Source organism: Paenibacillus phytohabitans (assembly GCF_013141775.1).
Classification (GTDB): Bacteria; Bacillota; Bacilli; order Paenibacillales; family Paenibacillaceae; genus Paenibacillus_AQ; species Paenibacillus_AQ phytohabitans.
Map to the genome: position 1 here is coordinate 134,038 of NZ_WHOB01000068.1, position 19,605 is coordinate 153,642.

Sequence of the window (19,605 nt, forward strand, 5' to 3'; positions counted from 1 at the left end):
GCCAGCAGGTTATGAATGGTCACTCCCGTGCAGATCACTGAAATCCTCATTCAGCGTCCACTCCAGACGCCGAACCCACTCACGCTGCACCTCTTTGGGAGCAATCCGCAGCCGGTGCAGCACATTCCACACTTTATATAGGCTGGATGCCTTCAGCTGCTGCGGTGTGAACGACAGCGGATTCCCGGACAGGTAGCCCCGGATGAAGGCTGCATTCAGCTTCTGGGCTTGCCCGGGGTAATGCAGCTTCGTGAACCAGCAGACCCAGGCCACGTCATTAAGCGGACCGCCCCATTCTGCCCATTCCCAGTCCAGCACATGAAGTGTACCTTCCGGTTCACAAAGTATATTATGTACCCCGTAATCCCCATGCGTCAGAACCCAAGGCTGGTCCTGGGCACCGGCAGCCGACAGGAGCTGGAGCGAATCCCTGCTCAGGGGACCCGGTACGAATTCTAACCTCTTAATCATCTGACTAAGTGCGGATCTGTTGCTGAGGCGCAGACCTTGCTCCAGCAGTTGATACGGCTGCGAATGAATCTGGGAAGCCAGCAGCTGGCCCATTCTGCTGTATATTTGTTCCGCTCTTGCCCAGTCTCCTGCATCAAGGACGGATTGTGCACTTACGCCCGGCATGCAGTCCATCACGAGTATCCGCATCCCGTCCATCTCTGACACCTCATGTATGGCCGGTGTATCACAGCTTCCCTGCACCAGCTTCATTGCCTGGATCTCATTGAGCGTGTCTTCGTTGGACAGATTCGTTACTTTGGCTACAAGCGGAGGCTCCGCCCCCGCCATCAGATAGGCGAAATTTGTATACCCTCCTGTAAGCCGCTCCAACCGGCAGGCATATCTTATTTCCAGCGCTCTGATGATATTAGCATTCATGATATGAAATCCCTCTCTTTTTCCTTCAGTAGACAATAATCCAAGAATATCACATGCTCCAGTTTATTACAGATTAAGGCTTTCTGCACAAGCAGCCCGGCCGGCAACTTCAGGTATCAAGCTTCAGCGGGAACTTGTGTACAACATATACATTCTTATATTTGCAGCATAAACAGACCCGCAAGTAACTTTACGGGTCTGTTCGGGATGCTTCTTATCGTTCCGGCAGTATTTACGCAGATTGGTTACTGCCGAAGCGTGACGTATAGCTTGTGTAACACAACCATTTGGCCGATATGGTAGGCATTATGCGTAGCCGCATTGCTGATGATTTCCCACCAGGCAGCCGGTTCAGGGAATCCTTCCACCTGTTCCTCCAGACCCTCTTCGGACAACAGGGTCTGCCATTGCAGCAAGACCTGCAGCAGGCTTCCCCGCAGCTCGCTGAATGCAGTACCCTCCGGAACCACAAAGCTGCGATTGTTATCACCAACCGGAGGGACAGCATCCACCCGCCCCGCCCGGTACCTGCTCTGCCAGGTCTCATTCCAGTACAGCAAATGCCGGGTAAGCTCAGCAATACTGTTCAAGCCCGCTCCGGGCTTCCAGAAAGCTTCTTCCTCTGTAACCGCCTCTACCGCCTGAATGAACGGAAGATGCCAGCTGGGGTCATTGGCATTCGCCAACAATTGATTGGCAAGCACATCCTTGGCATGAACCATACTTCCACTCTCCTTTTCTTACTGAAAATACCACAATCCGGACATCCTAAGCCAGGTAGGGTTCAACTATAATTAAAGTCCTCTTCCCTTAACGGGAACGAGGACTTTCTCTACATCCCAGAAGGATGATAATCGCTTAACTTACCGTAATAAACCAGCTCCAGCCGGTCGCTCTGCCGGAAATCATCCGGGGTCACGAGTGCAGGCAGCTTATTCCACAGCTTAATCCCTGAGCGCTCCAGAATCTCGGCAACAAACTGCGAGCAGAAGTAGGAGTTGCTGAATTCAACCGGCTCCTTCAGCGCTATGCCGATGACACCGAGAATATTATAGAGATACTTCTGGCGGCTGCGGATGAAGACATGCAGAACCCGCTTCATTTTCTCCACCTCACGGTCTGTAACCTGAAGCCTGTAGATGACGCATGTTGTACCCGGATACTTGCTGTATGTACCTGTACGGATATCCTCCTTCACGAACCCGCCGTTTAGCGGATTGGCCGGATGCTTCCGCCCGAAGCTGTACAGCTCTGACAGCTCCCGGTTAAACGAGATGGAGGCATGATTATACGGAGCCTTGGTGTAGCCCTGGATCAGCTTCGTAAAAAGCGTCCCTGTATTGGTGAGCAGAATATAGACCGAAGAATCAGCTGACATTGCAATTTTCCCCTTATAATCTGGTATATAGGCCTTATGTGGCAGTGATCCGGTAACTCGCCAGAATCCTGCACATAATACAACATTTCCCTCATTAAATCGGCTCAAACTCAAAATTGTTGTACAAAAGGCAGCATTTCGCCTCTTCCAAGCAGCTTAGCGGGAAGGCTACAGACTGCCGGAAACGAATCAGATCAAGTGTAAGCTTCAAAATAAGCTGGACACTCTGTTTATTCTAACATAAAATTCCTTTATTGAAATTCCACCCATAGATAAGTTGGTGATTGCTGATGAACCGCTCGTTATTTACGCTCGTACTTATTTTCGCAGCTTTATCGGTTATACACTTATTGTATCTTGCTGTCAGCAGACTGCAGAAGGACAAGGATTATACCGGAATCGGCTTCCGGATCAAAACCTGGTGGGGCATGCTGTTCATCTTCTGCCTGGCTACCCTGTCCAATTCCGTCGTTTCCCTGCTGTCCCTGATGGTACTGGCCTTCTTCGCGCTCAAAGAATATTTCTCCATGATCCGGACAAGAAAAGCGGACCGCAGGCTGTTCCTCTGGGCGTACCTGTCCATTCCGCTGCAATTCTACTGGGTCTATATCGAGTGGTACGGGATGTTCATTGTCTTCATTCCGGTCTATGTGTTCCTGCTGCTGCCGCTGCCCAGGCTGATTAACAAAGGAACGCTGGGCTTCCTGCGCAGTGTCAGCGCCACCCAGTGGGGGCTGATGCTGATGGTCTTCGGGCTGAGCCACCTGGCCTACTTCCAGTTTGCGTCGCCGGAATATGGGGCCGGTCTTGTCCTGTTTCTGGTCGTGCTGACCCAGCTTAATGATGCCGTTCACTATATGGCCTCGATCTATTTCGGCAAACACAAAATCGTTCCTACCTCCAACCCCTACCTGACCTGGGAAGGATTCGCCTGCGCGTTCGTTGTAACTACAGCGGTGTCCTATCTGATCTATCCGCACCTCACACCGCTGAATCCGGCCTTCGGGTATCTCTCCGGCATGCTGATCAGCCTCAGCGGCTTCTTCGGCAGCCTGACCGTATCTGTGCTCAAGCGCGATCTGCTGATCGGCGATGATGATAAATTCGCTGCACTGAAGAAAAGCTACCTCAGCCGCATCGACAGCCTTACCTATACAGCACCCGTGTTCTTCCATGTGATCCGTTACTTCTTCGACTTCATGTAGCCGCCCGGCAGGCCCGCTGCCGCTCCGGAACGCAAAAACAGAGACTATCCGCTAAAGGATAGTCTCTGTTGTGCTGTCAGGCTACTTATGCTCAGCCTGCTTACTTAGTGCTTGCTGCTGCATCCGCAGGAGCTGTTGTGCCTGCATCCGCTGGCTTGGTAGTTCCTGCGTCTGCTGGCTTCGTGGTGCCCGCGTCCGCAGGAGCTGTTGTGCCTGCGTCAACTGGCTTGGTAGTTCCTGCGTCTGCTGGCTTCGTGGTGCCCGCATCCGCAGGAGCTGTTGTGCCTGCATCCGCTGGCTTGGTAGTTCCTGCGTCTGCTGGCTTGGTGGTACCTGCGTCAGCTGGCGGTGTGCCGCCTTGGCCGCCTTGACCGTTGCCTCTGCCGCCTCCGCCGCCGAATCCGCCTCCGCCGCCAGGGCCGCCCATGCCGCTTGGGGCAGTGGTTATACCGGATTCATTGACCCAGGTTACACTGCCGGTAATATCAAAGGTCACGAATTCGGTGCCTCCGCTGTACTCACCATCCGTATACAATCCGTCTACGGCTGCTCCGGTAGAGCTGCCTCCGGTATAGACAGTGTATGAGCCTTCTTTCAGCTCAGGGGAGCTCACAACTACCGTCTGGAAGCTCTTCGATGGAGTAAAGGTCAGGATTGTATTGCCGTCAGCGTCTTCCAGGTGAACCATTGTACCAGCTTGCTGGGTTTCCGAGAAGGTCATGCCCACCGAATACTGGCTGGAGTCTTCACCAGGGGCCTGTGCCATGCCGGAGGCGCCTGCTGCTACCAGATATCCGCCCGTCATGTTGAAGGTTCCGTCATAATCCAGTGCGCCGTTGCCCGAGTTCTCAGGGCCATTCACAATTGCGGTTCCGCCGGTCATCGTGATTGACCCGTTGGAATCCAGGCCGTCGCCTGCTGCATCCACGGTCAGGGTTCCGCCGCTGATGGTCAGCAGGTTGCTTCCGGTGCCGGCAGTGAATTGATCTTGTGCCTGCGTTCCCCCAGCAGCCGCATTATTATCGTTGCCGCCGGCCACATTCACGCCGTCATCCGTCGCGACTACATGAATCTCACCGCCGGATATGGTAATGTTTCCTCCTTCAATCCCTTCATAGCTCTTCGTAATGTTGATCGTTCCGCCGGACAGGGAGGTCAGGGAATCGGCATGGATACCATCATCGCCTGCGGCAATTTCGAATTGTCCGTCCGTGATGGAGACATTGCTGTTACTGTGCACCGCATCATCTGCGGAATCAATCGTGAAGCTTCCTCCGTTCACGGTGAGGTCCCCGCCTGCTTTCAGCCCCTTTGCGCTGGTGGATTCAGTCTCCGTGGTGGTAGTGGCATCTGTGCTGGTAGTAGCATCGGTGCTGGCAGTTGCCGTCTGGTCAGCCGTCCCTGCTGCATCCATCGCAGGCGGAGTTCCTCCGGCTGCCGCCTGATCCCCGGAAGCCTCTGTTCCCGGACGTTGGCCGCCGAAGCCACCGCCGCCCATACCCATGCCCATGCCGCCTTCGCCAGCCTTCACTTCAGCATTTACATTGCCGCCGCCGGTTACCAGGGTGTAGGTTCCGCCGTCGATTACAGCCGCCGTCTCGGCTTGAATGCCGTCATTGCCTGCGGTAATATCAAAGGTTCCTGCTGCAATGGCGATGAAGCCTTTGTCCGCATCTTCGTCGTTGGTCGATTTAATGCCATCGCCCTCTGCGTTAATCGTAATCGTACCGTCCTGTACGGCGATCAGGTCTTTACCGACGATACCATCATCTGCTGCCTTCACTTCAATTGTACCTGACATGATCTTCAGATCGTCTTTGCTTGAAATACCATCGTTGTAATTACCGGTTACCGTCAGCTTGCCGGTGCCGTTAATGGTCAGATCGGCTTTACTGAAGATGGCCGCGCCTGGTTCATCGGTAGCCGCATCTGCGAACACATAAGCCGCTCCGTCAGTCACACTGTTCTCTGTGCCTTCCTGCAGGGTAATCACTACTTTACCCGCTTCCTTGATATAGACCGGAGCACTGTCACTGTCCGTCAGCTGAGCGCCGTTCAGCACCAGATGTACGGTTCCCTTCGCCTGCTCGTCTACAATAATCTGCCCGTCACTGAGCGTGCCGCTGAGTACATAAGTCCCTGCTTCCGTAATCGTTACTGTTCCGCCCTCAGCTGTGGCACCGGCGCCGTCGACAGCAGCGCTCGTTCCGGCTAGTGTAATCGCGGTCGAATCCGCCTCCGTCCAGGCCGTCTCAGAATCGTCTTCATCAAAAGCTACCAGATCCGTCAGCTTCACACTTGCCAGCTGTACTGCGGCAGACGTGCTGCTCTGCTCTGCCGTTACCGCTGTAGCTGCGTTGTTACTTGCAGTATTTTGCGTAGCGGCATTTGTGCTGCAAGCAGACATGACTGCGGCGCATAACAACACCAGTCCTATTTTACTGCCTAAGATTAAGTTCTTCATCTGTCATCGTTCCCTTCTAGTCCAGCATTAATAGTCATTCATGACCGGAGCCATGGTTAGTGAGAGGTCAAGGTTACCGTTGCGTGTACGGATAGCGTCAAGCAGTTCTTTCTGGCTGGTGTGCTCATCAATCGTTACGGCATAGACCAGTTCATACAGGCTGCCTAGTTCGGTCGTTCTGATTTTCTTAAGCTCGTAAGCTACATTGAATGTATTGAAAACTTCCGCGAAAGCTTCCTCATAGCCCAGATTCTCGGGAATGGTCACTTTCAGTGTCTTTTGCACCGACTTTCTGAGACCGAAGCCCGTACGGTTCAGCACGACCATCAGGATGCAGAGAATAAGGGTGAAGAGTACCGCATAACCGAATGATCCAACCCCACAGGCCAGGCCGGAGGCCATAGTGAACAGGACGAAGGTGATATCCTTCGGATCGCCGGGTGCACTTCTGAACCGGATGATGGAGAAGGCGCCGGCAAGGCTGAAGGCCCGGGCAACGTTGCTGCCGATGAGCAGGATAATGATGGCCACAATGACCGGCAGCAGGACCATCGTAAGCGTGAAGCTCTGCGAATATCCGGCAGGGTTCGTCTTCATGTAGGTGAAGCTGATGAGTCCGCCAAGTACAATCGAGATCAATATGGTTAGAATGGCATTCGTGAAGGTTAGCTCCGTAGTGGTCAGGGCTGCGCTAAAAATCGAATCAAGCATATAGGACACTCTCTCTTTCTGCTTTGCTGTTCTTCAGCATTTTTTTATATTCGTTGCCGTATTTGGAGAAGCTGGTGCGGTACATCTGGTGCTCCGAGAGCATTTTGGCCAGCCAGACCGGAATCGTCTTCTCGGCCTTCACTTCCATCAGCCACTGGCCCGGCTCCAGCAGCTCTTCGCCGTATACGCCGTGCTCCATCTTCAGATCGTACCGCCGGCAGCGGATATTCGTATCGAAGGTGATGCGCAGGTCGCGGTTATTTTTGCAGAACATCGCTTTGCGGTCATAGGACAGGTACAGCTTCGGCTGCAGATCATATCTGGTCAGCATGTACTTGATCTCTTCAATCACCTGCTTGTTCATGTAGCTCTTGAATTCAGGCTCGATCCCGCTGGCGACGAAATCATAGGCTTCATTCAGCTTGAGCGAGGTTCTTCTCTTGTTCACCAGGCCGAACACCTTTTTCTTAATTTCCAGATAGACCTTGGTCTCGCCGGTAGGAATGCCATATGCTCTGATGCGAAGCTTCTCCTTATATTTCGGCTTGGCCAGGCTGCTGCGGATCAGGGAATCATGGGGTGTGTCATAATATAGATTGGTGATGGAGTAGTACTCATGCTGTTTGTTGTACTCATCGGGTTCCATGTATTCGAGCAGTTCGTTATAGAGCTTCATGTAGGATTCAGTGCCAAGCAGGTATTTGTTCTCGTAACGGTTGAACACTTCGATCGCCATATGGGTTCAGATCCTTTCGGGTTGTGTAATGGAGACTGCCTTTATCTGCACTTTCGTGTGTGCCTCGCTTGCTTATGAATGTATCTTAGCCCCCGAACCTTTAATGAATCTTAAATGGTTTTACACTGCGCTGACTTTTTAACACAGGGATAACACTTCCGGATGTATCTTCTATATAAGTGCCCTGGAACGATTGGAATTTCATCCGATGATTTCGCCCTGAATACCTCCGGCAGCACCTGAACAGCAGTACAGTTAAGGTTGATTAAAGGTAATCTTGCTATAATGGCTTAAGCAGCAAGTACATTACTTATGAAGAGGATGATTCATCCCATGAGAATATTAATTGTAGAAGACGAGATTCATCTGGCGGAAGCCTTGACCCAAATATTGAAGAAGCACAATTACTCGGTGGACGCCGTCCATGACGGCAGATCAGGTCTCGATTATGCGCAGAGCGGGATCTATGACCTGCTGCTGCTCGATATTATGATGCCGGAGATGGATGGAATCAGCGTGCTGAAGGAGCTGCGGAAGGACGGAATCTCCACGCCGGTGATCATGCTGACAGCCAAAGGGGAGATCACCGATATGGTCACCGGACTCGATCACGGAGCAGACGACTATATCGCCAAGCCGTTCTCTTCGGAGGAGCTGCTGGCCAGAATCCGGGCCGCCCTGCGGCGCAAAGGGGAAGTGATTCCTGAGGACGGCCTGAAGTTCGGAGATATTGAGCTGAACACGGCGAATCCGAAGCTGACGGTGAAGGGCAAGGAGATCAAGCTGAACCTTAAGGAAACCGAGCTGCTGGAGCTGCTGATCTTAAGGAAGCAGGCCGTAACCTCCAAGGAGCAGATTATTGAGAAGCTGTGGGGGTTCGATTCCGAAGCGGAGCATAATAACGTGGAGGTCTATATCTCTTTTTTGCGCAAAAAACTTACCTTCCTGAATTCAGAGGTGCGAATCAGCACGATTAGAGGCGTGGGTTATGTATTAGAGGTGAGTGCTTAATGTTCAAGAAACTCAGAAACCGGTTCCTGATTGTCAATCTGGCTACCATCTCCATCATGATGCTGATTGCCTTCGCCTCGATCTATATCATCATGTACGTCAATGTGCAAAATGATATTAATATGGCGCTGCACCGGATTGCGGACAATGAGCAGAAGGGACCCGGCGGTGCACAAGGAGGCCCCCGCGGCGCAGCAGATGGAGGCGGCATGCCCATGGATAAAGGGCCCATAGACGCCTACCAGCCGGACCGTTCCGTCTCGTTCACCATACAGACCGATACAAGCGGTACGCTGGTCAGCAAGGATTCCAAATTCACGATGGATGATGAGTTCTATGACGCTGCGCTTAAGGAAGCCCTTAGTAACGGCAAGGACATCGGCCGGTTCACGCTGGATGGCAGCCGGTGGATCTTTATGGTCAAGCATACAGCGGAAGGGAAGCAGATCGTCTTCATGGATATCACTTCCCAGCAGAAAATCCTGACCAACCTCATCTATACCTTCACAGCCGTCGGCCTGCTGATGCTGATTATTCTCTACTTCACCAGCCGCTTCTTCGCGAACCGCTCGATTGCGCCGGTCCGGGAGGCCTTCGACAAGCAGAAGCAGTTCATCGCCGATGCCTCGCATGAGCTGAAGACGCCGCTGACGATCATCAACACCAATGCGGATGTGCTGCTCTCGAACAGTGACGATACGATCCGCAATCAGGCGAAGTGGCTGCAGTATATCAAGTCGGAGACCGAGCGTATGACACGGCTGACCAACGACCTGCTGTACCTGACAGAGATGGACGATTCCCGGACAGGAATGATCCACAGCAAGTTCAATATGAGCGATGCGGTAGAGAATATTATTCTGACCATGGAGGCTGTTATCTTCGAGAAGAATATCTCCTTCGACTACAACATCGAACCGGAGCTTACCGTGCTGGGGAACAGCGAACAGATTAAGCAAGTGGTGATGATTCTGCTGGACAACGCGGTGAAATATACGAATCCCAAGGGTGCTGTAACCATCTCGCTCAAAAAGCAAAATAACGATGTCCTCCTCTCCGTCTCGAATACCGGGGAAGGCATCGCTGCCGAGCATCTGACGCGGATCTTTGACCGCTTTTACCGTACGGACACTTCCAGAGCGCGCAAGCAGGGCGGCTACGGCCTGGGTCTGGCTATCGCGAGGTCGATTGTCGATCAGCACAAAGGGAAGATTTACGCGAAGAGTGTGATAGGAGAGTCAACGACGTTCTATGTGCAGCTGCCTTGAGGGTTGCGACAAGCATACCCATCTTATATTCCCAGTAAATGAGCCTCTTCCGGTAAGGAAGAGGCTCATTTACTGATTATCTCTAAAGATAAGGGTTCCTTGTTAATCCCGCTGCCGGCATTATACGTTCACCTGCTTCAGCCCCGCTGCGGCGGCCCGGTTCTTCAGCCATGCGTTCCTCTTTCTTCTGCAATACAACCGTGAATTCACCTAATCCGGGAACGTAGATCCGGGCTTCAGAATTCACTTGGTCCATGCCAGACAGCTGGCTCATAAGGTCTTCTGCCGAGTTTATTTCTACCATATCCTTCACCCCCTGCGGTAAGATGATGAACGCCTACGGATTGACACCGACGGAGAACGGACGCGCACCAACCGGAATAACGCTAATTACAGCCTGGGTGACCCCATCAATAACCGATACCGTGTTATCATCCTGATTAGTAATATAGATACGGTTCGTCAATGGATTAGCGCCTGCACCATTAGGGTTATTCCCCACCGGAATGGTAGTAATCACCGTATTGGTTAATCCGCCAATCACCGATACATTGTCGTCATCCCGGTTCGGTACATAGATGGCATTGGTAGAGATGTTCACTCCCGGCTCAGCCGGAGTCGTGCCTACAGGCACGTTAGTAATCACCGTATTGGTCGCTCCATCAATGACAGAAACGGTATTGCTGGTGAAGTTCGCGACATAAATCCGGTTCGTCAAGGGATCAACACCCAACCGGAACGGGTTCACCTGCACGGGAATCTGTATAATAACTGTATTCGTAGCCCCGTCAATGACAGTAACAATATCCGAGTTGAATTCAGCTACATAAATAGTATTGGTTAATGAATTCACGCCGATTCCCGTCGGAAAAGGAGAACCGCCAGCGGGAATAATGGTAGTCACCACAGTGTTGGTTAATCCGTCAATGACAGTGACCGTATTATCATTAAAATTCGCAACATAGATGGCATTGGTAGCCGTATTGACCGCGACTCCGCCTGCTCCGTCCCCGGCAGGAACGGTGGCCAGCACCGTATTGGTCACTCCGTCGATAACGGATACGTTATCGCTGTTCAAATTAGCAACATAGACGCGGTTGGTTAACGGGTTCACCGCGACTCCTGCAGGATTCACACCTACAGGGATGACTGCGATTACCGCACTTGTTGTACCGTTGATCACAGAAACATCATTGCTGTTGAAATTGGCAACATAGATACGGTTGACGGAGCCTGTGACTCCCCCCTCTTCAGCACCCAGCAGCTCGGCTGAGACTAGCCGGTGGGCGGTAACCAGCTGCCCGGCTGAATCTTTACCCCATACGGAGGTTTCTGTCTGCAATTCAGCAAGACCTTCCGTCGTGAAGACAAATTCATAGGCATCCAGATTGGCAAAGTAATTTCTTGTGATCACCTCGTCGGGGGAAACCGTAATAAGCTCGCTTACATACAATGTCCTTGTGAGCGTTAAATTGTATCCTTGGATCAGAATAGCAGACTGATTCACCGCGTCCCGGTTATCGATCTTGACCGTCACCTGCACAGTAGGCCTGACACCGCTCACTTCATTATTTTCAATAGGTCCTGTTGACAGAATAGCCATTCTAGCGAATCCTCCCTTGTAATCAGAGATTTAAAAACTACCAGTCTCTCATAAGGTATGTAAGAACTGGAGTCCGGATTGGACTATACTATAGCTAGAATTAAATTACGGCTCGACTGCCCATTTATCCAAGAAAGGTGTGATCCTATGCATTCAATTGGCCCTAACCCGGAGGCCATCCATCCCAATCCCCATATCAAGCAGGTCCGTTTCATCAAAAATACAATCACACGTCCCAACATTATTGCAGGAGATTTCTCCTACTATGATGATCCTGACGAATCGGTATCCTTCGAGAGCCGTGTAACTCATCATTATGAGTTCATCGGGGACAAGCTGATCATCGGCAAATTCTGCGCCATCGCCCGCGGCACCGAATTCATTATGAATGGGGCTAACCACCGGATGGGCTCGGTGACCACCTACCCCTTCAACATTATGGGCGGCGGCTGGGAGCAGGCGACTCCTGAGCTGGCGGATCTGCCCTACAAAGGCGATACCGTCATCGGAAGCGATGTCTGGATCGGTCAGAATGCTACGATCATGCCGGGCGTGACGATTGGTGACGGGGTGATCATCGCCGCTAACGCTACCGTTACCAAGGATGTTCCAGCCTATCATATTGCCGGAGGCAATCCGGCCCGGATTCTGCGACCGCGCTTCAGCGATGAGCTGATCCGGCTGCTGCTGGAGCTGAAATGGTGGGACTGGAGCCCGGAGAAGATCACAGCGAATCTTGAGGTGCTGTGCAGCAGTGATCCGGAGCGGATCAGAGGTCTTGCCGGGGAGGTATGAAGGGCGTGAAGCTCCCGGGTTCCTGGTATTGGCAACTCATACATTAGAATCGTAAGCCACCAAGGGGTGTCTCAGAAGCCGGATAACGGCTGTTTGAGACACCCTTTATTGTTTAGCAGGACCTAGAAACCCTCAAAATGTTGAAAATTTGGCATCTTGATAAATATCCTGGCATTCTCTGGAGCTGGAACGGGGAATACAGTGAGTGTGAGCGCTTGGTAAGCGCTTCAATAGAAGTTAGGAGGAACAGATAAATATGATTGTGTGAAGGTGATGAACTGTAATGCGCATGGCAAATTATCAATAAATCAGGAGCTCAACCCGAGGAGGAATTCACTTTTTATGCTGAAAAAAGTTGTCTCTGCCGTCTCCATCCTTGCGATTGCATTAAGTATTTCTGCGGTTAAACCTGCCGTCACCGAAGCAGCCCCGATCAGTGAGGCGAATTCAACCATTTTTGGCCCAAATGTGTACGTATTTGACCCCACGATGGCCGCCGCGGATATCCAGAATATCACCTCATCCGTATTCAGCTCTCTGGAATCGAGTGAATTCAGCAGCGACAGAAAGGCGTTTCTGTTCAAGCCGGGGTCGTATAACTTAAATTTCAACGTAGGCTTCTATACTCAAGTGTCCGGTCTCGGCCAAAATCCAAACGATGTTAACATTAACGGCGGACTCAATATTAATGCGGATTGGGATAACGGGAATGCGACCAGAAATTTCTGGCGGAGTATCGAGAACCTGTCCATCACGCCTTCCGGCGGGACCACCCAAATCGCCGTTTCTCAGGCAGCCCCGCTCCGCAGACTGCATATCAAAGGCAATCTGGATCTGTTCGATTTCGATGCTAACTGGAATGCCGGCTGGGCCAGCGGAGGATTTCTTGCCGATTCCATCGTGGATAACGCCGTTGTTCCCGCTTCACAGCAGCAGTGGTTCTCACGGAACAGCCAGTGGGGAAGCTGGGCGAACGGCGTGTGGAACATGGTATTTGTGGGAGTGACCAACCCTCCGGCCGGCCAATTTCCGGATCCGCCTTATACTGTAGTAGACAGAACGCCCGTCATACGCGAGAAGCCGTATCTGTATATTAACGGTGCAGGCCAATACCAGGTATTTGTGCCTTCACTGCAAAGCAATACCCAGGGTGTCAGCTGGGCAAACGGTCAAACCCCCGGACAGTCGGTCTCCATCGATCAATTCTATATTGCCCGGCCGGAAACTTCGAGCGCAGCGGATATGAATACCGCTCTTAGTCAAGGCAAGCACCTGCTGTTCACGCCAGGAATCTACCATTTAAGCGATACGATCAGGATAACGAATGCCAATACCGTCGTACTTGGTATCGGTATCCCCACATTAATACCGGACAACGGAAAAACGGCAATCTCAGTCAATGACGTGGATGGAGTGAAAATAGCAGGTCTTACAATTGATGCCGGACCGGTTAATTCTCCTTCACTGCTCGAAGTTGGAGCAGGCGCAAGTACCTTGAGTCATGCAGGTAATCCGACATCGCTTCATGATATCACCCTTAGAACCGGTGGAGCATCGGCAGGCAGAAATGATACCGGTCTTAAGATCAACAGTAATGACGTCATCGCAGATCAGCTCTGGATCTGGCGCGCAGATCACGGGGCAGGTGCGGGCTGGACATCCAACGCCTCCAAGAACGGCCTTATTGTAAACGGCAGCAATGTGACCATATATGGTTTATTTAACGAACACCATAATGAATACCAGACTTTATGGAACGGCAACGGCGGCCGTGTGTACTTCTATCAATCGGAAATTCCTTATGATGTTCCGAATCAAGCAGCCTGGATGAGCAAGAATGGCAGCGTAAATGGCTATGCCTCTTATAAAGTGGCAGACAATGTAACCAGCCATGAGGCATGGGGGCTCGGTGTATATTCCTATTTCAGGGATGCAGCCGTTAAGCTCGAAAGTGCAATTGAAGTTCCTAACGCTCCCGGTGTGAAGCTCCATCATGCTACAACCATATGGCTGTCGGGTACGGCGGGCAGCGAAATCACTCATATCATCAATAACACGGGCGGTAGAGTCTACGCCAATTCTCCGGCCGCAGCGATGAGGCAGACCCTCTCGGAATTTGCAGGGACCGGAACTGCCGATACCCAGGCGCCAAGCACTCCGGCCAATTTGACGGCGGCAGCGGCCTCCAGCAGCAGCATTAACCTGAACTGGACGGCAGCAACCGACAATGTCGGTGTCACTGGCTATGAGATTTACCGCGGGGGCACGCTTGCGGGAACCACAGCAACGACTTCCTACAGTGACAGCAGTTTAACGGCTGCAACCGCCTACAGCTATACGGTAAAAGCAAAGGATGCGGCCGGCAATCTGTCTGCCGCGAGTAATGCAGCTACTGCCACAACGCAGGCAGGATCAGCAGCAGCGCTGGACCGGTCAGGCTGGACAGCAACTTCTTCGCCTACCAGCGGAGATGTGCCGGCCAACCTGCTGGATGGAAGCATGTCTACGCGCTGGAGCACCGGAACGGCGATGGTGCCGAGGCAGTCATTCACCGTGGATATGAAAGCGGTGAAGAGCTTTAAGAAGATTGTGATGGATTCTACAGGCAGTGACGGAGACTATCCACGCGGATACGAGGTGTACGTCTCGAATGACGGAAGCAATTGGGGAAGCGCAGTAGTGACCGGCAGCGGCAGTGGTCCGGTCGTAACGGCAACGTTTGCGGTTCAGAGCGCGAGATATATCAAAGTGGTTCAGACGGGTAATGCAACAAGCTGGTGGTCTATACGGGAAGTGAATTTGTATAACTAGCTAGGAGGAGCGTTTTTACGCCTTAAGTGAAAAGGCGATCCCGGAGTCATCGCGAAAGTGATGATGGACGGGGGGAGCCGCTGAATGCAGAAATGGCTGTCCGGGACCGATTGCTTGCGTCCTGGACAGCCGTTTTTTCTGCTATTAAGTTCAGCAAGATGCCTCATCCTCGCCTGCGCCCAGTCTGGCCCGCATCTCCGCATACGCCTCCGGGGTGCCGACATCATCGATCGTCCCCTCCGTATAATAGGCCCGCATCTCCTGGCGGGAATGCAGCCACTCCGGGAAATAACTCGGCGCATCCGGGTTGCCTCCCTCAGCAAGATAGCGGGAAATCAGCGGCAGCGTAGTCCGCTTGTAGATATAGAGGGCAAATACGCCGATGCTCGAACGCGGCTCCTGCGGCTTCTCCTCCAGCGACAGGACCCGCATCTCCGCGTCCAGCTCGGCTACACCGACACTGCGAAGCTCTTCTATATTGTCCACGTTACGGACCAGAATACAGTCCCTATCTATTTTATGAAAATAGTTCAAATACCCTTCCAGGCCGAATCCGAGCACATTGTCTCCTGCCAGTACCAGCAGATCATCCTGCAGCCGCTCCCGCTCCAGCACATATTGGATATCGCCAATTGCACCTAAACGTCCTTCCGGGGAGGAAGTGCCGTCATTCAGAATACGGATCGGCTTCTCTCCCTGATACTGCTGATGCCACTGCCCAAAAGCATGAAAGAAACGGTCATTCGTCACAATGAGAATCTCCGTGATGTCCTCCAGCACCTCCAGGCGGCCGATCAGCAGATCCAGAATCGTCCGGCTCCCTTGAACCGGCAGCAGCGGCTTCGGTGTGTCTTTGGTTAACGGATACAGGCGGGTCGCGTACCCCGCAGCCAAGATCAATGCTATCATTCCTGTTCGCTCCTCTGCCCGGTGAATATGTCCCTCTACTATAACCCAGTGTAGACGGCCAGCCAAGCCTCCGGCTGCTGCACTCACTTACGCGGCGGGCATCCCAGAGTACATGTTCTTCCTGGCAGCGGGCACTTTACTCCGCCTTACGCGGTCTATACGCGATACCGTCGATCTGAACCTTGAGTCCATCCGGGCCGCCGATATGCGCGAACTCGGTGGAGATGGTTTTGCGTGCCGGATACTTGCCTTGGAATCTGCGCTTGAACACCTCTTCCATGACCGGAATATCCCAAATATCCCGCAGCAGAATATCCATCTTCACCACATCTGTTAGCGTAAGGCCCACCTGCCCCAGGCGGTCCCTCATATCATTCAGTGCACCCTCTACCTGCTCTTCCACCGTTCCGCCTACATTGCCCACACAGAAGCTGAGGAAGATGAAATCCCCCGCTTCCACAAAACCTGAATACGCATAACCCTTGTTCACATCATGCCTGATGATTTCGCCCATGTTCGCTTGTTCGCCCCTTGTCCTCTGAGATAAGCCCAGTATAACGGTGGAACCCGGACAGCTGTATGTCGTGGTTTTGTAGGATAATTATGGTAATATTAGAACTGAATCAAAAAGACTTGCACCTGAAATGGAGGAGAACCATGAAGCGATTTGTCACCTCAAAATCTTTTCTGATTACATCTGTTCTGTTCAGCCTGCTGTTCATTGTGAATCTGACGGCACCTCCTGACAGCACGGCTACAGATATTATAATCAGTATCCTTAAGTCCATCTTAGCCGGGGTAATCAGCGGGTTTTTGGTTGGCGGGCTGATCTTTCTTGTGCAGAAGAAGAAGACGGTCTGATCCTAGACTCCCGCATGCGGAAGTTCTGGAAGCTCCATAACAACCTGCCCCAGACACGCTGCCAGTACCTCATGATACCGCCGCTCCTCTTCTATCGTCACTTCCTCACGCAGTGATTCGAACAACGCCAGGGCAGCGTTTGAAGTTGCCGTCATGCCTGGACTGGTGGGCCAGCCTTAAAGATTGCAGCGTCCAGTCCAGCGCTTCCGGCGCTCTGCCCCTTCGCTTACAATATAAGGCCAAGTGATAACAATAGCAGTAATACTGTACGATATTATCTGCATCCTCATACTCTCCAAACCCGGCGCTCTGTTCCGCGAATCTATACAGCAGATCATCGACATCAAGCCCATACTGAACCGCAGCCTGTAAAATTACACCGAGACCTGGCAGCAGCTCCTCTGGATTATCCTGCAAGAACCGGGTATACCCCTCTAGAAATTCTATTCTTCCGGACAGAATCTCCACCATATACAGATTGGCACGCGCCAGACCTCTGAACTCCTCGGCAATCGCCTGCCCCTCCAGCCCCAAGTCCTCCATCCAGCCAAGCTCGGCATAGCGGTATATGGTCTCCCTGGCCTCACCATACTTCTCCTGCTTCTGATAGGCAATGCCCCGCATTAGATGACTGAACCCGAAGTAATAGACCAGCGGACGCACTGTATCCAGAATGGGTACCGGAAGCTTTTTGGTTTTATAATACTGACGCTCCTCATAGACGCACTGCGCATAGCTATACAGAATCCTGGCAGCATCCAGCATCTTATCCCATTCCTCGAAGCGGTAAGCCATTTCTATCATTTCCATGATAATCTCCGGATTCAGTGATTTCAGAATGGAAGGGCGCATGGGTGGGCCTCCTTTTTCTTTATCTATAGGGTAAGAAGTAGTACAATAAAATAAATATACTACTATAAAGTAGTATTATCAATATATTATACCGCCTTTATAACCCTGCTATTTATACCTATACTCTCCTAACCTTTAGGAGAGGTGATTACTATGACAGACTTACGGAATACTGCCGGAGATCGAATTCGAGCGATAAGAAAAGCAAAAGGACTAACACAACAGCAGTTAGCAGAACTGTCCAACTTGGATGATGCATACATAGGGGCCGTAGAACGTGGCGAACGGAATTTTTCTATAGATACACTGGAGAAAATCGTGACAGCCCTAAAGATCCAACCCGCAGAATTATTTCAGAATAAGGATGACTTGAACGAGGGGGAAGCTGCGCAGCGAAGAGCCATTGATGAGTATGCGGTTACTGTTGGTGAGTTAAGTGTTAAGCAAATAAGTACTTTGAATAGGATTGTTAGAGAGGTACGGAGAGCTTTTGAGGATTGAGCATACCCTGAGGTGATCCCATGAATTTACCAGAAAGTGTAGGAAGTCGGATACGTGAGCTTCGAAAAGCAAAAGGATGGACTCAAGAACAACTGGCGGAAGCAGCATCACTTCATTACAGTTATATCGGCGGAGTTGAACGAGGGGACAGCAACTATCGTTAGAGGAATTATTCCGCTACATCGGTCCCCTGAAACACAGACACACTCCGGTTTGCTTGTTTATAATTGCTTTCTAGAAAAGAGGAAAACTATGGGTTCACCTGACGGAATGATTATTTTCTCAGCAATATCCACTATATTTCTGGCATTATGGGTTATTGGCACTCTATTTATAACCATATTTCCCAAGAGATCGTGGAAGTTCTTACAGGGGTGGAAGTCGGACCGGGAACCTTCGGGCTCGTATTTTATAATGGTAAGAGTCCTTGCCGCCATTCTGTTCATAATTGGAGTTACTCTGCTCTTGTTAAGCAAGTTTAATCATTGACCCTTCAGCCCTGATTATGCCTATACATCCCGCGCTGCGTGTAAATCAAACACATCAAACACCCCCAAATAACCGAGATATTCGGTGCCGGTTCTTCGATGAAGATTCCGGAGTAGGTGCTGTCCTGGATGGTGTTGCCGGTTGCAGGCAGGAGGAATTCAAAGCGATTGCACCATTGTAAAAAGAAACCGGAATCCACGAGGCATACGTCTACTCCATTCCACACTAGCCCTCATACGTTATACAGAAGCCCGAGTGGTTATGTATAAACCTGACCGGCAGAAGGTGGGATAGCATGAATAAGTCGGATGCAGATAAGATTAGAAAGCTCAAGCTGCAGCAAATCAGAAGGAGACGGTTAAAGCTTCCGCTCTACAGCAGTACAACCTACAAATACAAGAGGTATCTGAAAAGAAGCAGGATTCTAAAGGGAAAACGCAGCGCCAAAGGGAATCCAGCCTCCCAAAGCGCTAAGTCTCCGCCTAGTGAGACAGCAGCTTCACCAGGGCCAATGAGCATGATGGAACTCATGCAAAACATGGCTGCAATGGGGATGCAGGGAGCCACTGGCGCTGTAGGACTCATGGGCAGTATCGGTGTTATGGGCGCGACTGGCGCGACCGGAGTGATGGGCAGCATTGGACTGATGGGCAATGTTGGAGCGACGGGCGCAACGGGGACGACAGGTGCAATGGGCACGATCGGACTCATGGGCAGCATTGGGGTGATGGGAGCTACCGGGGCAACAGGTGCGATGGGCAGCATCGGACTTAGCGGTAGCATTGGTGCCATGGGCGCAACCGGGGCCACGGGCGCGATGGGCAACATCGGGCTTATGGGCAACATTGGCGCTATGGGCGTGACCGGGGCAACGGGCGCGATGGGCAGCATCGGGCTCATGGGCACCATTGGAGCCATGGGCGTGACCGGGGCGACCGGAGCGATGGGCAGCATCGGGCTCATGGGCACCATTGGAGCCATGGGCGTGACCGGGGCAACGGGCGCGATGGGCAGCATCGGGCTCATGGGCAACATTGGCGCGATGGGCGTGACCGGGGCGACTGGTGTGATGGGCAGCATCGGGCTCATGGGCAACATTGGAGCCATGGGCGTGACCGGA

General features: G+C 52.0%; 19 protein-coding genes and 2 pseudogenes. 10 read left to right on the forward strand and 11 right to left on the reverse strand.

The window, feature by feature from the left end:
• Positions 1–9: 9 nt before the first annotated feature.
• From GC101_RS23235 to GC101_RS23245, 3 genes are all read right to left on the reverse strand, one after another.
• Positions 10–891 (reverse strand): phosphotransferase family protein, encoded by an 882-nt coding sequence (locus tag GC101_RS23235; RefSeq protein ID WP_171719206.1) that lies wholly within the window; start codon positions 889–891, stop codon positions 10–12.
• 245 nt (positions 892–1,136) lie between these two features.
• Positions 1,137–1,613, reverse strand: a complete 477-nt coding sequence (locus GC101_RS23240) for a DinB family protein (protein WP_171719207.1) — start codon at positions 1,611–1,613, stop codon at positions 1,137–1,139.
• 110 nt (positions 1,614–1,723) lie between these two features.
• Positions 1,724–2,269, reverse strand: coding sequence for a hypothetical protein (locus tag GC101_RS23245; RefSeq protein ID WP_039295040.1), 546 nt, complete (start codon positions 2,267–2,269; stop codon positions 1,724–1,726).
• 290 nt (positions 2,270–2,559) lie between these two features.
• Here GC101_RS23245 and GC101_RS23250 point away from each other — a divergent pair, with 290 nt between their 5' ends.
• Positions 2,560–3,474: a phosphatidate cytidylyltransferase gene (locus tag GC101_RS23250; protein ID WP_171719208.1), complete on the forward strand. Its 915-nt coding sequence runs from the start codon at positions 2,560–2,562 to the stop codon at positions 3,472–3,474.
• Between the two features lie 100 nt (positions 3,475–3,574).
• Here GC101_RS23250 and GC101_RS23255 read toward each other — a convergent pair whose 3' ends face one another.
• From GC101_RS23255 to GC101_RS23265, 3 genes are read right to left on the reverse strand one after another with little or no spacing between them, the layout of a single operon-like run.
• Positions 3,575–5,938 (reverse strand): carbohydrate-binding domain-containing protein, encoded by a 2,364-nt coding sequence (locus GC101_RS23255; protein ID WP_216626723.1) that lies wholly within the window; start codon positions 5,936–5,938, stop codon positions 3,575–3,577.
• 27 nt (positions 5,939–5,965) lie between these two features.
• Positions 5,966–6,649, reverse strand: a complete 684-nt coding sequence (locus tag GC101_RS23260; RefSeq protein ID WP_171719209.1) for a DUF4956 domain-containing protein — start codon at positions 6,647–6,649, stop codon at positions 5,966–5,968.
• Positions 6,642–7,385, reverse strand: coding sequence for a polyphosphate polymerase domain-containing protein (locus GC101_RS23265; RefSeq protein ID WP_171719210.1), 744 nt, complete (start codon positions 7,383–7,385; stop codon positions 6,642–6,644). Before GC101_RS23265 ends, GC101_RS23260 begins: the two co-directional genes overlap by 8 nt.
• Before the next feature lie 333 nt (positions 7,386–7,718).
• On the opposite strand from GC101_RS23265, the gene GC101_RS23270 reads away from it, so the two are divergent.
• A complete protein-coding gene (locus GC101_RS23270; RefSeq protein ID WP_171719211.1) occupies positions 7,719–8,396 on the forward strand; it encodes a response regulator transcription factor in 678 nt (225 codons plus the stop codon).
• Complete coding sequence (locus tag GC101_RS23275; protein WP_171719212.1) at positions 8,396–9,664, forward strand: sensor histidine kinase; 1,269 nt, start codon at positions 8,396–8,398, stop codon at positions 9,662–9,664. Before GC101_RS23270 ends, GC101_RS23275 begins: the two co-directional genes overlap by 1 nt.
• An 82-nt stretch (positions 9,665–9,746) precedes the next feature.
• Here GC101_RS23275 and GC101_RS23280 read toward each other — a convergent pair whose 3' ends face one another.
• Complete coding sequence (locus tag GC101_RS23280; RefSeq protein WP_171719213.1) at positions 9,747–9,968, reverse strand: hypothetical protein; 222 nt, start codon at positions 9,966–9,968, stop codon at positions 9,747–9,749.
• A gap of 33 nt (positions 9,969–10,001) precedes the next feature.
• On the reverse strand, positions 10,002–11,267 hold the full coding sequence (locus GC101_RS23285; RefSeq protein ID WP_171719214.1) for a beta-propeller fold lactonase family protein: 1,266 nt from the start codon (positions 11,265–11,267) through the stop codon (positions 10,002–10,004).
• 147 nt (positions 11,268–11,414) lie between these two features.
• On the opposite strand from GC101_RS23285, the gene GC101_RS23290 reads away from it, so the two are divergent.
• Both GC101_RS23290 and GC101_RS23295 read left to right on the forward strand, forming a co-directional pair.
• Entirely contained in the window at positions 11,415–12,062 is a 648-nt protein-coding gene (locus GC101_RS23290) for a Vat family streptogramin A O-acetyltransferase (RefSeq protein WP_171719215.1), read from the forward strand.
• A 342-nt stretch (positions 12,063–12,404) separates the two neighbouring features.
• Positions 12,405–14,873, forward strand: a complete 2,469-nt coding sequence (locus GC101_RS23295) for a discoidin domain-containing protein (protein ID WP_171719216.1) — start codon at positions 12,405–12,407, stop codon at positions 14,871–14,873.
• A 150-nt stretch (positions 14,874–15,023) separates the two neighbouring features.
• Here GC101_RS23295 and GC101_RS23300 read toward each other — a convergent pair whose 3' ends face one another.
• Positions 15,024–15,782: a nucleotidyltransferase family protein gene (locus GC101_RS23300; RefSeq protein WP_171719217.1), complete on the reverse strand. Its 759-nt coding sequence runs from the start codon at positions 15,780–15,782 to the stop codon at positions 15,024–15,026.
• Positions 15,783–15,918: 136 nt separating this feature from the next.
• Complete coding sequence (locus GC101_RS23305) at positions 15,919–16,296, reverse strand: RidA family protein (protein WP_171719218.1); 378 nt, start codon at positions 16,294–16,296, stop codon at positions 15,919–15,921.
• A 143-nt stretch (positions 16,297–16,439) separates the two neighbouring features.
• Between GC101_RS23305 and GC101_RS23310 the strand changes: the two genes are divergently transcribed.
• Positions 16,440–16,643, forward strand: a complete 204-nt coding sequence (locus GC101_RS23310) for a hypothetical protein (RefSeq protein ID WP_171719219.1) — start codon at positions 16,440–16,442, stop codon at positions 16,641–16,643.
• A gap of 105 nt (positions 16,644–16,748) precedes the next feature.
• On the opposite strand, the gene GC101_RS23315 is transcribed toward GC101_RS23310, so the two are convergent.
• Positions 16,749–17,495: a DNA-binding protein gene (locus tag GC101_RS23315; RefSeq protein WP_246354473.1), complete on the reverse strand. Its 747-nt coding sequence runs from the start codon at positions 17,493–17,495 to the stop codon at positions 16,749–16,751.
• A 153-nt stretch (positions 17,496–17,648) separates the two neighbouring features.
• Between GC101_RS23315 and GC101_RS23320 the strand changes: the two genes are divergently transcribed.
• The 4 genes and pseudogenes from GC101_RS23320 to GC101_RS23330 all read left to right on the forward strand — a co-directional run.
• Positions 17,649–17,996, forward strand: a complete 348-nt coding sequence (locus tag GC101_RS23320) for a helix-turn-helix domain-containing protein (RefSeq protein WP_171719220.1) — start codon at positions 17,649–17,651, stop codon at positions 17,994–17,996.
• A 20-nt stretch (positions 17,997–18,016) separates the two neighbouring features.
• Positions 18,017–18,151: pseudogene (locus GC101_RS23325) on the forward strand (helix-turn-helix domain-containing protein); the annotation flags it as partial.
• 115 nt (positions 18,152–18,266) lie between these two features.
• Positions 18,267–18,485, forward strand: a complete 219-nt coding sequence (locus GC101_RS37035) for a DUF6199 family natural product biosynthesis protein (protein WP_484549364.1) — start codon at positions 18,267–18,269, stop codon at positions 18,483–18,485.
• A gap of 295 nt (positions 18,486–18,780) precedes the next feature.
• Positions 18,781–19,605: pseudogene (locus GC101_RS23330) on the forward strand (BclA C-terminal domain-containing protein); the annotation flags it as partial.